Origin of the sequence: Streptomyces sp. NPDC047108 (assembly GCF_040643575.1) — a bacterium.
Classification (GTDB): Bacteria; Actinomycetota; Actinomycetes; order Streptomycetales; family Streptomycetaceae; genus Streptomyces.
Map to the genome: position 1 here is coordinate 97,740 of NZ_JBEYUP010000021.1, position 13,358 is coordinate 111,097.

Genomic DNA, 13,358 nt, shown 5'->3' on the forward strand with positions numbered 1-13,358 from the left:
CGAACCCGGAGGCGGGCACCGTTCAGCCGTGCGACCGACGCCCGGTATCTGCCGCTGCGAGCTGCGGTCCGGCAGCGATCGAGCGCTGTGCTACTCCTGGAGACGTGACACCTTCCGGGACGACCAGCAGGCCCTGCGACGCGGTGCTGTGCGACCTCGACAACGTGATCCGTTTCTACGACATGGCGCGACTGGCCGAACTGGAGCGTGCTGCCGGACTGGCCGAGGGCTCCACCGCAAGTGTGGCTTACGCCCCTGACATCGATCTGCCGCTCCTGCTCGGCAAGATCACCAAAGAGGAATGGGTGGACTCCATCGTGTCGGCGCTCTCCGACCAGGTACCGCAGGCGCGAGCCGTCGAGCTCGCGTCGGCTCTGGCCGATGCTCCGTTCCGGGCGGACGACGTCGTGGTGGCCATGCTGCGGCGGGTGCGGAGCCGGATGCCCCTGGTACTGGTGACCAACGCGACTTCCGAGCTCGAACGCGACCTCGAGACGATGGGACTGACGGATCTGGCGGACCACGTGGTCGGCAGCGCCGAGGTAGGGGTGGCCAAGCCGGACCGGGAGATCTATGAGATCGCTGCGGAGCTGGCAGGAGCCCCTGCCGACCGGTGCCTGTTCGTCGACGACCGGCCGGAGAACGTCCGGGCCGCCGTGGAACTCGGGATGACCGGAGTGCGGTACCGCGAACCTGCCGACCTCCGGAAGGCGTTGGGCACCGTACTCGCCGGCTGAGCAGGTACGTCCCCTTCGGCCACCAGCCCGGTCGAAGCCGGGAGGCGTCCTGAATCCTCCGCTGCCGAGCGGGAATCGATCCGGCGGTGTTCCCGGTACGGGACGAGAGGAAGACCGTAGCGGCTAACAGCTGTGCCGGTCGCGTTCCGCCGAGTACAGGTGGCTGTCGCGGAACTGCTCCGCGCCCAGCGTCCGGCCGACCATGATGACCGCGGTCCGTACGACGCCCGCCTCCTTCACCTGGCTCGCGATGCCGTCGAGCCTTCCCCGCAGCACCAGTTCGTCAGGGCGGCTGGCCATCGCCACCACCGCGGCCGGGCAGTCCGCGCCGTAGTGGGGCAGCAGCTCGTCCACGACCCGGTCCACGTAGCGGGCCGCGAGGTGCAGCACGAGGAGGGCGCCGCTGCGGCCGAGCGTCGCAAGGTCCTCGCCCTCGGGCATGGGGGTGGCCTGCTGGGCGATGCGCGTGAGGATCACGGTCTGACCTACCGTCGGCACGGTCAACTCCCGCTTCAGCGCTGCCGCAGCGGCGGCGAAGGCGGGTACGCCCGGCACCACCTCGTACGGGACGCCGGCCGCGTCCAGGCGCCGCATCTGCTCGGCGACCGCGCTGAAGACCGACGGGTCGCCGGAGTGCAGCCGCGCCACGTCGTGCCCCTCCTCGTGGGCGCGCAACAGCTCGGCCGTGATCGCGTCGAGCGTGAGGTTCGCCGTGTCGACCAGGCGGGCGTCGGGCGGGCAGGCGTCGAGGAGTTCGCGCGGCACCAGGCTCCCCGCGTACAGGCAGACCTGGCAGGAGGCGAGCGTACGGGCACCGCGCACCGTGATGAGGTCGGCGGCGCCGGGCCCGGCGCCGATGAAGTACACGGTCATCTCTGGTCTCCCGTCGGAGGATCGGCGGAGTCGGTCGCGGTGTCGGCATCGCCTGCGGAGCCGGAGCCGGAGCCGGTGCCGGTGCCGGTGGCGGAGTCGGCGTGGGTCTCGGAGGCGTCGGCCTTGCGCACGGACCACTGCGTGACCGGCATGGCCTGACGCCAGCCGGTGAAGCCGCCCACGGGCACGGCGTGCGCGACCGAGAGCTTCACCAGGTCGCCGCCGTGGCGGCGGTGCCAAGCGGCGAGCAGGGCCTCGGACTCCAGGGTGACGGTGTTGGCGACCAGACGGCCGCAGGGCGGCAGCGCGTCCCAGCACGCGTCGAGCAGCCCGGGTGCCGTCAGCCCGCCACCGATGAACACCGCGTCGGGAGGCGGCAGTTCGGCCAGTGCACCCGGCGCGGCCCCGGTGACGACACGCAGACCCGGTACGCCCAGCGCCCTCGCGTTACGGACGATGCGCTCCGCCCGTACCGGATCGCGTTCGACGGTGATCGCCGCGCACGAGCGATGGGTGCGCATCCACTCGACGGCGATGGAACCCGAGCCGCCGCCGACGTCCCAGAGGAGTTCCCCGGGCGCGGGCGCGAGAGCCCCGAGCGTCGCGGCGCGTACGTGTCGCTTGGTGAGCTGGCCGTCGTGTTCGTACGCCTCGTCGGGCAGTCCCGGAACGGCGCCGAGCCGCACGGCGTCCGGCGCGATGCGGCAGTCGACGGCCACGACGTTCAGCGGGTCGCCCGGCGGCTCGGCCCACGTGTCGGCGACCCCTTCCACGCACCGCTCCTCCTCGCTGCCGAGCCGTTCCAGTACGCGCATCCGGCTCAGTCCGAACCCGCGGTCCCGCAGCAGGACGGCGACGTCGCCGGGGGTGGCGGATCCGGCGCTGAGGACGAGCAGCCGGCGGTGGTCGTACAGCGCCGCCGTCATGCCCGCGACCGGTCGCCCGACGAGCGTCACCGTCTCGGTGTCCTCCAGAGACCAGCCCAGGCGCGCACACGCGTAGGCCACGGAGGACGGATGCGGGAGTACGCGCAGGTCGTCCGCGCCCAGCACCTCGGTGAGCGCCCGTCCGATGCCGTAGAACATGGGGTCTCCGCTGGCCAGGACGCAGACGCGGCGTCCGGCGTGCGCGGCGAGCAGCCCGGGGACGGCCGGTCGCAGGGGCGAGGGCCAGGCCACGCGCTCACCGGCGCACTCCTCGGGGAGAAGGCCCAGTTGGCGCGCGCTTCCGATGAGTGTCTCCGCGCTCCGCAACGCTTCCTGCGAGGGCGCGGGGAGCCCGGTCCATCCATCGGCGCCGATGCCGACGACGGTCACGGCGGGTTCGGGTGCGGGGCTCACGGCGGGATTCCTCGGGACGGGGAGACGCGGTGTGTGACGGGACGGGAGGTGTGGTGGTGGCGGTCGGCGCGTGTGACGGGGACGGGAGGGCGTGCGGAACCGCACTCTACTGGCCGCCTCACCTGCGTCTCCTCTCCGGGACCCCTCCCGTCTCACTTATTGCGTATAGGTTGCAACTACGGAAACCTGGCAAGAGGAGTGGGTCATGGCGTCACCGGTGGTGCTGGGCATCGAGTCGTCGTGCGACGAGACGGGCGCGGGCCTGGTTCGCGACGGCCGCCTCCTCGGGCACGCCGTCGCGTCGAGCATGGACGAACACGCCCGCTTCGGCGGGGTGGTGCCGGAGATCGCGGCACGCGCGCACGTACAGGCCCTGACTCCCGTGATCCGCAGGGCACTTGAGAACGCCGGACTGGGCTACGGCGACATCGGTGCCGTCGCGGTGACGACAGGGCCCGGGCTCTCCGGCGCCCTTCAGGTCGGCGTCTCCGGCGCCAAGGCACTGGCCTACGCGCTCGGCGTACCGCTCCACGGCGTGCACCACCTCGCCGGGCATGTCGCCGCGGACACCCTCGACCACGGCCCGCTGCCGCAGCCCTGCATGGTCCTCGTCGTCTCCGGCGGCCACACCTCCCTGCTGCTCGTACGGGACCTGGTGCGCGATCCGATCACGCACCTCGGAGACACCCTCGACGACGCGGCGGGGGAGTGCTTCGACAAGGTGGCCCGCATCTTCGGGCTGCCCTACCCCGGCGGACCGGCCGTCGACCGGGCCGCACGGGACGGCGATCCGTACGCGGTGGACTTCCCGCGGCCGCTCGCCGCGTCCCGGGCGTACCCGTACGGCTTCTCCTTCTCCGGTCTGAAGACCGCCGCCGCCCGCTGGGCCGAACGTCACCGCGCCGCCGGCGCCGAACTCCCGCTGCACGACGGCGCCGCCTCCCTCCAGGAGGCCGTCGCCGACGTACTCACGGCGAAGGCCGTGGCCGCCTGTACCGATCACGGCGTCGGCACCCTGGTCGTGGTGGGAGGCGTGGCCGCCAACTCCCGTGTCCGCGCGCTGGCCGAGGAGCGCTGCCGGGCCGCGGGCATCACCCTGCGCGTCCCGCGGCCGGGGCTGTGCACGGACAACGGCGCGATGATCGCCGCCGTCGGCGACCTGCTCGTACGGGCCGGAGCCGCTCCGGCGCCGCTCCACCTCTCCATCGACCCGTCCGCGCCCCTTCACCTCGCCGCCCTGACGCCGGGCCTCGCTCCGGAGGCCGCGGTATGAGCGCCCGCGTCGAACTCCTGGGCGGCGAGCGGCTGTCGGCGTACGGCGACGGCGTACGGCAGGTGTACGCCGACGCCTTCGCCCGGCCGCCCTGGGGCCAGGAGGAGTCGATGGCCGACGCCTATCTGGAGCGGCTGGCCGCGGATGCGGCCCGACCGGGCTTCGCCGCGGCGGTCGCCCTCGAAGGCGACCGCGTACTGGGCTTCGCCACCGGCTGGACCACCCCCGAGCCGTTCCCGTCCGACCGCAGCTATTCGCAGGTCACGGCGGCCCTGGGGCCGGAGCGCACCGGCGCCTGGCTGTGCGGCGGCCGTGAGGTCGACGAGCTCGCCGTCCGCGGCGGGGCGCGCGGCCTCGGCCTCGGTGCCGCGCTGCTGGAGCGGGTCACCGCCCCGGCGCAGGACGGCCGGTGCTGGCTGCTCACCTCCGTACGGGCCCGCTCCACGCTCCGCTTCTACCGGCGGATCGGCTGGCGTCAGGCCACCCACCCCGCGCCCGAGGGCCGGGGCGTCGTCGTCTTCCTGGGCCCCCGCCACCCGGCTGCTCTCTGACCGTTCCGGCTGCTCTCTGACCGTTCCGGCCGGTCTCTGATCGCTCTCTGGCGGTCGCCGTCCGCCACTCGCCATGGTTGCATTACTTGCGCAATATTGAAAGTGTCGGGGCTGTGTGCAGGTGATCCGGACGGTGATGGGGTGGGGTAGGTGTTCGCTGATGTGGGCCCGCTGGGGCTGGTCGCCATGGCCGTTCTCGGCTTTCTCCTCTTCGGTCCCGAGAGGCTGCCGGGGGCTGTCGGGAAGGCGCTGGGTTTCCTGCGCGCCGTGCGGGAGTACTCCGACGGCGCCAAGGAGCAGATCCGCTCCGAACTGGGGCCGGAGTTCAAGGACTTCGAGTTCGAGGACCTCGACCCCCGGGCGTTCGTGCGCAAGCAGCTCCAGGGTGGTGATCGCCTCGGGCTCGACGAGGTCCGGCAGGCTCTCGACCCCAGGGAGGAGATCGCGGAGGTCGCCGCGACCGCGAGGGGTGGGAGGGGTGGCGACGGGTCGGCGCGGTCCGCGACGGCTCCGGTGGGCCTCATGAAGGACGAGCCGGTCGAGGCGGCCGCGCACCCGCCGTTCGACCCGGATGCCACCTGAAGGGGGCCCGCGCGTGCTCGCCGGGGCAGGGGGTCGGCGGTCTCAGCGGGTGGACGCGTCCTCGGCGGCCGTTGGACGGGCCTCGCCTGGTGCGGCCTTGACGACGTGCGGTGCCGCCGGGCCTTCTCCGGCGCGGGATGCCGTTGTCGTGGGGGTCGGCGGGGCGCCGTCGTCCCCCTTCATCGCCTTGGCCTCGCTCTTGAGGATCCGCATGGACTTGCCCAGGGCCCGCGCGGTGTCCGGCAGCTTCTTCGAGCCGAACAGCACGATCACGACGAGCACCACGATCAGCAGGTGCCAGGGTTCCAGTGCGTTGCGGATCATCCGCCCCACCCTCCTTCTTGATAATTGCTGGATTGCGCAACTGTACAACCAATGGGCGTCTTCGGTCGTCCTCTCGGATATGAGCCGCATCTCCACGCGCACCGCGACGCGTACGACGACGACGACCAGCCGCAGGCAGGGACCGCGCCACAGGAGGACCGCGCCCAAGCCGTCCCGCCGTTTCGACGGTCATGCCGACCGTCCTTCGGACCGTCGTTCCGATCGTCGCTCCCGACGCGGAGCGGGCGGCGGGCGACGCAGGAGCAGCCGCGGACGGCGCCGTACGCGGGTGGCCCTCGCCGTCGCCGCCGCCGTCCTCGCCCTGATCGTGGCCGGCGCCGGCTGGCTCTACGCCGAACTCGACGGCAACATCGACACCTTCGGCGCCGACGGCATCGCACGGAACCGCCCGGCGCCCGGCTCGTCCAAGGGCCGGAACGTGCTCGTCCTCGGCTCCGACGCCCGTACCTCCGGCAACTCCGCCCTGGGCGGCGGCAGCGCCGACGACACGGGCCGCTCCGACACCGCGTTCCTGCTCCACGTCTACGGCGACGGCCGCCACGCCGTCGCCGTCTCCATCCCGCGCGACACCCTGGTCGACATCCCGCCCTGCAAGCTCCCGGACGGCTCCTGGACCAGCACCCGGCGGAACACGATGTTCAACGAGGCCTACTCGACAGGACAGACCGACGAAGGCAACCCCGCCTGCACCCAGAACACGGTCGAGAAGCTGACCGGACTACGCGTCGACCACACCGTCGTCGTCGACTTCAAGGGCTTCTCGCGCCTCACCGACGTGGTAGGGGGCGTGCCGGTGTGCCTGCCCCAGGACGTCTACCAGAAGGACCTCGACCCGGGCCGTGCCACCCGCGGCAGAAGGCTGCTCCGCAAGGGCAGGCAGACCGTCGCCGGGGACCGGGCGCTGGACTACGTCCGCATCCGGCACGGCATCGGGGACGGCTCGGACATCGGCCGCATCAAGCGCCAACAGGCGTTCGTGGCAAGCCTGATGGCCAAGGTGAAGAGCGACGGGCTGACCCCGACCAGGCTGCTGCCCCTCGCGGACGCCGCGACGAAGTCGTTGACCGTCGACCCGGGGCTCGGATCCGCCGACAAGCTGATCTCGTTCGCGATGTCGCTGAAGGACATCGACCTGTCGGACGTCAGGTTCGTCACCGTCCCCTGGCGGTACGAGGGTTCGCGTGTCGCCCTCGTCCAGCCGGACACCGACGCCCTGTGGCGCGCGATCAAGGACGACCGGACGATCGACGGCAAGTTCGCGGGCGGGAAGAGCGAGAAGGACAAGGAGAGGCGCGGCAAGGACGGTCGTGGGATGAAGAGCACCTCTCCCGTGCCCCCGAGAGTCAAGGACGACTCCCGGTCCGCCGCCGACGACCTCTGCTCCGGGCTCTCCTTCGGATGACGCCTGCGCCGCCCGCACCGGGGGTTCACGCGGCGGCGCGCGGCTCCCCGCCCGCCCCGGCGCGGCGTGCCCGCAGCACGGCCAACGCGGCCGCGTACAGGGCGAGTACGACGACCAGCAGGGCGTAGAAGAGAGGGGGCAGCGCGGTCAGGCCGAGCGGCGGTCCGAGCGGCGAGAGCGGCAGCAGCACGCCCGCGGCGGCCAGCGCGACCGCCGCCCGGCCGACCGGCCCCGGCATGCCTCCCCGGGCCGCGTTTCCGCCCGCGCGCAGGAGCACCATCACCAGCGCCTGCGTCACCAGGTTCTCGGTGAACCAGCCGGAGTGGAACAGCGCTTCGTCGCCCAGGGAGCCGGTCCCGTGCAAGGTGAGCGCGAGCACGGCGAAAGTAGCGAGGTCGGCGACGGCGTTGAGGGCGCCGAATCCCGTCACGAAGCGCAGCAGGCCGCGGGCGCGCACCACGGTCGGGCGGCGCAGCACCCCCGGGTGCGGGCGGTCGTGCGCGAAGGCGAGCTGGGCCGCGTCGAAGCAGAGGTTCTGCACCAGCACCTGCGAAGGGAGCATCGGCAGGAAGGGGAGGAGCACGCCCGCCACGAGCATCGCGACCACGTTGCCGAGGTTCGAGGACAGGCTGACACACAGATACGTGGTGATGTTGCCGCTCGACCGGCGCCCTTCTTCGATGGCGTGGCCGACGGCGCCGAGGTCCTTTCCGGCGAGGACCACGTCCGCCGTTTCCCGGACGACGGGCACGGCGTCGCGCGGCGCGATCCCGACGTCCGCGACGCGCAGCGCGGGCAGGTCGTTGACGCCGTCCCCGAGGAACCCGACGGTGTGCCCACCGGCACGCAGGGCGGCGGCGATCCTCGCCTTGTGTCCGGGAGCGCAGCGGGCGAAGACGGTCACGCGCCCGGCAGCCTCGGCGAGTTCACCGTCGCTCATCGCGTCCACGCGGTCGGCCGTGAGCACCCCGCCCGCGGACACGGGGATCCCCAGATCGCGGCAGGCCCGTACGGCCGTCCCCGGATGGTCGCCGGTGACGACCCTGACGGTGACGCCCCGGTCGGCGAGCGCCGCCAGGGCATCGGCGGCAGTGTCTGTCACCGTGTCCCGCAGGGTGACGAAGCCCACGAAGGTCAGCCCGCGCGTCTCGGCGGGGGAGGGGGCACGGAGGCGGACAGGGCGTTCGGCGGCGGCGACCGCCAGCACCCGCAGGCCCCGCCCCGCCTGGCGTGCGGCGGCGACGAGGAGGCGTTCGCGCTCCTCCGTGGTCAGCGCGCAGCGCTCCAGGACGGTCTCGACGGCGCCCTTGACGGCCACGGTGTGCGTGCCGAGCCGACCGGGTGTCCGGACGACGGCGACCGACAACCGCCGTACCGGATCGAACGGTACGGCCGCCACCCCCTCGTACGCCGCCGGACCGTCCTCGCCCGCCGCGTCGAGGACCGCTTCGTCCAGGGCGTCGGGCGTGGGCAGGTCCGCGAGCTGCAGCGTCCACCACGCGTTCACCGCGGCCCAGTGCAGCACCTCCGGATCCTCCCGGCCCCGCCCGTCCAGCGCGCGCTCGACGACGGGCCGGTCCCGGGTGAGGGTCCCGGTCTTGTCCAGGCACAGGACGTCGACGGCACCGAGGTCGTGCAGCGCCGGCAGCCGCCGTACGAGCACCCCGCGCGTACGGGCCAGGGCCCCGGCTCCCCGCGCCAGGCAGGTGGTGACCACGACCGGCAGCATCTCCGGGACCAGGCCGACCGCCACCGCGATCGCGAACGGCAGCGTCGCCAGGCCCCGCCCGCGCAGTGCCGCGTCCGCGAGCAGCACCAGAGGCGGCACCAGCAGCATGAGCCGGACCAGAGCCCAGGAGACGCCGTGCACACAGCGGTCGAAGGCGCCCGGTTCGCGCCGGGCGGCGAGAAGTCCGTGCGCCGCGGCCAGCCGCGTCCGCGCGCCGGTCGCGACGACCACCGCGGTGCCGCTCCCGGACGCGACACTGCTGCCCTGAAAGCACAGTTGAGGCGCGAGGAGGCCGTCGTCCCGTGCCGTGTCCGGGGTTCTTGACGCGTCCGCCGTATCGGAGGCGTCCTTCGGCGCCGGGGACGACTCTCCGGTGAGCACCGCCTGGTGCACCGACAGACCGTACGCCCGCAGGAGACGGACATCGGCCGGCACCAGGTCGCCGGGGCCCAGGCGGATCACGTCGCCCGGGACCAGCTCCTCCACGGGAATCTCCCGCTCCACCGGCGCCGTGCCCGCGCTGTCGCGGCGCAGCACCGTCGCCGTGGAGACCACGAGGTCCCGCAGGGCCGTCATGGACCGGTCGGCCCGCTGCTCCCCGTACGCGCGCAGGCCCACGCCGACCGCGACCAGGACGAGCACCACACAAGCGGTGCCCCACCAGGCCACGAGCGCCGACGCCGCGCCCGCGCACAGCAGCACCGCGGTGAACGGATCGCGCAGGCCGCGGGCGACGAGCCGCGGCCAGGACGGGCCGTGCCGGTCTGGAACCGTGTTCGCGCCGGAGTGGGCCAGGCGCTCCGCGGCCTCCGTCTCGGTCAGCCCCCGCGTGCCGGTGCCGAGCCGTCGCAGCACCTCCAGCACGGTCGGCGCGTCCGGCGTCGCGCCCCCGGCCTCGAGGGCGGGGGCGTGCGGAGGTGCCGTGACGTGCTCGGGCACCGGCCTCAGGCACCGGTCCCGCGCAGCCGGGCCACGGGCGGGGAGGCGTCCCCGGCGCGGGCCGTGAGCTGCCCGACCATCAACCGGACCACGGTGACGATGTCGGGGTCGTCGACGAAGTACACCTGTCGCCGCCCTTCGCGGCGGGCGCGTACGAGACCGGCGAGCTTCAGCTTGGTGAGGTGCTGGCTGACCGCGGGCAGCGCCCCGCCCACGCGGTCCGCGAGAGCCGTCACATCGCTCTCGCCCTGCGCCAGTGCCCACATGATGTGCAGCCGTGCCGACGACGCCAGCAGCCCGAAGGCCGCGGCCGCCTCGGCCAGCACCTCGGCGGACGGATCCTCGAAGCCATCGACGCCTGCCGCCACAGCCTTCTCCCGTTCCGCCCCGATCGTCACCACCGCGCCCGCGGCGTCAGCACCGCGTTCGCGCTGCCCCAGTCTAGGCGCCTCTCCGGGAAACCCCGGGCGCTCGGGCGGACCGCACGAGTACGGTGTCCGGCGCTCGTGGCCTGCCCCGCCGCTCACCCCGTCCCGGTGCCCACCAGCGCCCGCCGCCGGAACTCCCGTGGCGGCACTCCGTACGCCCGGCGGAAGACCCGGCTGAAGTCGGCGGCGCGGGGAAAGCCCCAGCGGGCCGCGAGGGCGTGGATCGGGGTGTCGCTCAGAACCGGGTCGGCGAGGTCGCGGCGTACGCGTTCCAGGCGCCGGCGGCGGATCCAGGCGGCGACGGTCTCCTCCTCCTGCTGGAAGAGGCGGTGCAGATGGCTCAGCGAGATGTGGTGCGCCTCCGCCACGGCGCGCGGAGTGAGCCCCGGATCGCCCAGGTTGTTCTCGACGAAGTCCCGGATGCGCAGGGTCAGGGTCCGCTGACGGGTCTCCTGGGGCAGGGACGTGTCCCGGTCGAGGACATGGGCCAGCAGCGAGGACAGCAGGTCGACGATGAGCGAGCCCAGCCGCGGCCCGTCCGCGGGGCCGTACGCTCCCGTGTCCTTCGCCAACTGCCCCAGGAGCTGCGCCAGGAGGCTTCCGTAGCCTTCATGCACCGGTAGGTGCCGGTTGAGCAGCAGGTCGGCCCTCTCCTTGCGGAGGGGCACCAGCCTCCTGGGCACCTCCAGACCCACCGCCCGCAGGGAGCTGGTGACGCAGTGGAACGGCTGCGAGGTGTCCGCCACGTGCATTTCCAGAGGCCCGTGGACGGTCTCCCGGTCCGCCTGGGTGACCCCGACGGACCCGGCGATCGTGAGCGTGACGTGATAGTTCTCCGGGTCGGACTGCCGGATCAGCCGGGACGTCCTCCGCCAGGTCATGGGCTTCACCACGGTCGGCCACACGCTGACGGGTCCCAGTTCCAACAGCCGTGTCTCCGCTTGGAACCGGTCCGCGTCCTCGCTGCTCATCTCCATGGGACACAAGGTCTTCGACATCAGCTCGCGCCAGCAGTCGAACCGGTCGGCCGGGTCCACTTCCACGGTCCGGAACACCGTCGCTCCCAGCACGGAGCCCCCTCCTCGCCATACCGCTCCGGTCGTCGCCACCGAGGAGGCTGACACGCCTGTGCACCGCGGTTCACGACGGCGCACCCAGACCCGCGCGGGATGACCGGAACCCGGCGCATCCCTGGCCTGTCCCGGCATCCTCGCGGCGGGTCCGACGCGGCCGCCCCACCTGCTGCGGGGGTATCAGCGGGCACGGGTCACCGCGGATCCACCGCCCGCCGCAGGCTCCCCGCAGGACGCCCAGTCGGCGGTCGATCACGGCCAGGGCCACCTCGACGGTGGAACTCTGCGGTCACGGATTCTCCGATCACGCCCGGCGTCCGCCCGCAGTACGGTGACGGGTACGGCTCCGGATCACCTCCGTCCTCGCGACCGAGACGTGGACGATGTCGGCGGCGGGGCGTACCGTGCGGTGCCGTGCACAGCGCGTCACACGCGAGGGGACCACGTCCTTCCCCGGCTTCAACGCCCCTTCAGTGAACGGGCGTTGAAGCCGGAAGGCATCTCAGGTGCCGGTGCGCTAGGTCTCCTGCCGCTGGCCGGGCGAGTCCGCACCGCCCGGCGCCCCGAGGCGGTCCTCGGGGCCCGCGCCCTCCGGCGCCCCTTCGCGGCGCCGCGCACGCACCCCGCGGACCACGAGGACCGCCGCGACGACCACCACCACACCCGTCAGCAGCAAGGCGTCCGGGACGGCCGCACCCAGCCGCTGGGCCCAACGCTCCGCCGTGAAGGCGCTGTTGACGCCGAACAGGCCCGGCAGCGCGGACGTCCCGTCGTAGAGCAGGAACACCGCGCCGATGGCGACGAAGAAGAGACCCGACGCCAGCGACGTCGTGTGCAGCCGCAGGCGGCCGAGCCGCAGGGGCCTGCCGCGCAGCCAGCGGCGGTGGCCCAGGTCGTAGCGCTGCCAGAGCAGGGCGAGCAGGAACAGGGGCGCTGCCATGCCCAGCGCGTACACCGCCAGCAGCACGCCCCCGTACACCGGGTTGCCGCTCACCGCCGCCACCGTCAGGACGCTCCCGAGGATCGGGCCGGCGCAGAAACCGGCCAGCCCGTAGACCGCACCCAGTGCGTAGACCGACGCGGCGGACGTGGGCCGGATACGTCCCGACGCCGCCTGGAGCCTCCGGGACGCGAAGCCGAGCCCGAGGATCTGGGCCACGCCGAAGGCGATGATCAGCCAACCGCCCACGGCGATGAGCAGGTCACGGTGGGCGCTGAAGAGGCGTCCCGCGTAGGAACCCGCCGCGCCCAGCGGGACCAGGGTGGTCGCCAGACCGAGGTAGAAGATTCCCGTCCGGGCCAGCAGCCGGGCCTGGGACTGTATGGAGTACGCGAAGAAGGCCGGAAGCAACAGGGCGCTGCACGGGCTGAGAAGCGCGAGCAACCCGCCCAGGAACGCGGCCAGATAGCCGATGTCGGTCACCGGGACGCACCCTTCCCGCCCGGCTGCTCCCGCGCCGCCTTCGCGGCCGCGTCGATCGCCTCGGTGAAGACCTCGCCCGGCTGAGCCCCCGCGATCGGCCGCCCGTTGACGAGGAAGGACGGGGTGCTGGTCGCCCCGAGTCCGTATCCCTCCTCCTGGTCGCGGCGCACCGACGCGCGCGCCGCGTCGCTGCCGAGGTCGCGGCGGAACCGCTTCAGGTCGCGGACCCCGGCCTCACGCGCCAACGCGTCCAGGCGCTCCGGCCCGAACCCCTTGGCCTTGGAGTCCTCGTCGGCGTAGGCCGCCCGGTGGAACTGCCAGAAACGGCCCTGCTCGCCGGCCGCCCAGGCCGCGCGCGCCGCGCGCTCGGAGTCCTCGCCGAAGATCGGCAGGTTGCGCCACTCGATCCGGAGAGTGCCGCGCTCGACGTACTTCCGTACGAGTCCGGGCTCGGTGTCGCGGGCGAACTTCCCGCAGAACGAGCAGGCGAAGTCGGCGTACTCGACGAGCACGACGGGCGCGTCCTTGCGGCCCTGCGCCATCGTGTCCCCGGCCTTGCGGCGCGCGAGCCTCCGCAACCGCCAAGAAACAACGTCGATGCGAGGGCAGCGGACACTGCACAGCACACGGTTCGCTTGTTCATCGCGCAACAACTCCAGTTTG

General features: G+C 73.1%; 11 protein-coding genes and 2 pseudogenes. 5 read left to right on the plus strand and 8 right to left on the minus strand.

Annotated features, from left to right (window positions below; genetic code table 11):
• The first annotated feature begins 104 nt into the window (after positions 1-104).
• Positions 105-737, plus strand: a complete 633-nt coding sequence (locus ABZ822_RS28100) for an HAD-IA family hydrolase (RefSeq protein ID WP_360860165.1) — start codon at positions 105-107, stop codon at positions 735-737.
• Between the two features lie 123 nt (positions 738-860).
• On the opposite strand, the gene cobM is transcribed toward ABZ822_RS28100, so the two are convergent.
• Complete coding sequence (gene cobM / locus ABZ822_RS28105) at positions 861-1,610, minus strand: precorrin-4 C(11)-methyltransferase (RefSeq protein WP_360860167.1); 750 nt, start codon at positions 1,608-1,610, stop codon at positions 861-863.
• Positions 1,607-2,950 carry a precorrin-6y C5,15-methyltransferase (decarboxylating) subunit CbiE gene (cbiE, locus tag ABZ822_RS28110; protein ID WP_360860170.1) on the minus strand — a complete coding sequence of 448 codons (1,344 nt, stop codon included), beginning with the start codon at positions 2,948-2,950 and terminating at the stop codon, positions 1,607-1,609. Before cbiE ends, cobM begins: the two co-directional genes overlap by 4 nt.
• Positions 2,951-3,155: 205 nt before the next feature.
• Here cbiE and tsaD point away from each other — a divergent pair, with 205 nt between their 5' ends.
• From tsaD to ABZ822_RS28125, 3 genes are all read left to right on the plus strand, one after another.
• Positions 3,156-4,223, plus strand: a complete 1,068-nt coding sequence (gene tsaD, locus ABZ822_RS28115; RefSeq protein WP_360860173.1) for a tRNA (adenosine(37)-N6)-threonylcarbamoyltransferase complex transferase subunit TsaD — start codon at positions 3,156-3,158, stop codon at positions 4,221-4,223.
• On the plus strand, positions 4,220-4,774 hold the full coding sequence (locus ABZ822_RS28120; RefSeq protein ID WP_360860176.1) for a GNAT family N-acetyltransferase: 555 nt from the start codon (positions 4,220-4,222) through the stop codon (positions 4,772-4,774). Before tsaD ends, ABZ822_RS28120 begins: the two co-directional genes overlap by 4 nt.
• A 150-nt stretch (positions 4,775-4,924) precedes the next feature.
• Entirely contained in the window at positions 4,925-5,356 is a 432-nt protein-coding gene (locus ABZ822_RS28125; RefSeq protein WP_360860179.1) for a Sec-independent protein translocase subunit TatB, read from the plus strand.
• Between the two features lie 42 nt (positions 5,357-5,398).
• Here ABZ822_RS28125 and tatA read toward each other — a convergent pair whose 3' ends face one another.
• On the minus strand, positions 5,399-5,680 hold the full coding sequence (tatA, locus tag ABZ822_RS28130; RefSeq protein ID WP_360860182.1) for a Sec-independent protein translocase subunit TatA: 282 nt from the start codon (positions 5,678-5,680) through the stop codon (positions 5,399-5,401).
• Positions 5,681-5,969: 289 nt separating this feature from the next.
• On the opposite strand from tatA, the pseudogene ABZ822_RS28135 reads away from it, so the two are divergent.
• A pseudogene (locus ABZ822_RS28135) lies at positions 5,970-6,980 on the plus strand (LCP family protein); the annotation flags it as partial.
• A gap of 148 nt (positions 6,981-7,128) precedes the next feature.
• Here the strand turns inward: ABZ822_RS28135 and mgtA are convergent.
• The 5 genes and pseudogenes from mgtA to ABZ822_RS28160 all read right to left on the minus strand — a co-directional run.
• The gene (gene mgtA / locus ABZ822_RS28140) at positions 7,129-9,771 is read right to left on the minus strand and encodes a magnesium-translocating P-type ATPase (RefSeq protein WP_360860186.1); all 2,643 of its coding nucleotides are present in this window, start codon (positions 9,769-9,771) and stop codon (positions 7,129-7,131) included.
• A gap of 5 nt (positions 9,772-9,776) precedes the next feature.
• A complete protein-coding gene (locus ABZ822_RS28145; protein WP_360860189.1) occupies positions 9,777-10,139 on the minus strand; it encodes a metalloregulator ArsR/SmtB family transcription factor in 363 nt (120 codons plus the stop codon).
• A gap of 155 nt (positions 10,140-10,294) precedes the next feature.
• Positions 10,295-11,269: a helix-turn-helix domain-containing protein gene (locus ABZ822_RS28150; RefSeq protein WP_360860192.1), complete on the minus strand. Its 975-nt coding sequence runs from the start codon at positions 11,267-11,269 to the stop codon at positions 10,295-10,297.
• Positions 11,270-11,789: 520 nt separating this feature from the next.
• Positions 11,790-12,695: a cytochrome c biogenesis CcdA family protein gene (locus tag ABZ822_RS28155; RefSeq protein ID WP_360860195.1), complete on the minus strand. Its 906-nt coding sequence runs from the start codon at positions 12,693-12,695 to the stop codon at positions 11,790-11,792.
• Positions 12,692-13,273 (minus strand): annotated as a pseudogene (locus tag ABZ822_RS28160) (thioredoxin domain-containing protein); the annotation flags it as partial. The gene ABZ822_RS28155 and the pseudogene ABZ822_RS28160, both read right to left, overlap by 4 nt.
• Positions 13,274-13,358 lie beyond the last annotated feature (85 nt).

Bases quoted from the DNA above. Each gene is read 5' to 3' on its own strand.
- cobM (WP_360860167.1), bottom strand. From the start codon at position 1,610: ATGACCGTGTACTTCATCGGCGCCGGGCCCGGCGCCGCCGACCTCATC.
- tsaD (WP_360860173.1), top strand. From the start codon at position 3,156: ATGGCGTCACCGGTGGTGCTGGGCATCGAGTCGTCGTGCGACGAGACG.
- ABZ822_RS28120 (WP_360860176.1), top strand. From the start codon at position 4,220: ATGAGCGCCCGCGTCGAACTCCTGGGCGGCGAGCGGCTGTCGGCGTAC.
- tatA (WP_360860182.1), bottom strand. From the start codon at position 5,680: ATGATCCGCAACGCACTGGAACCCTGGCACCTGCTGATCGTGGTGCTC.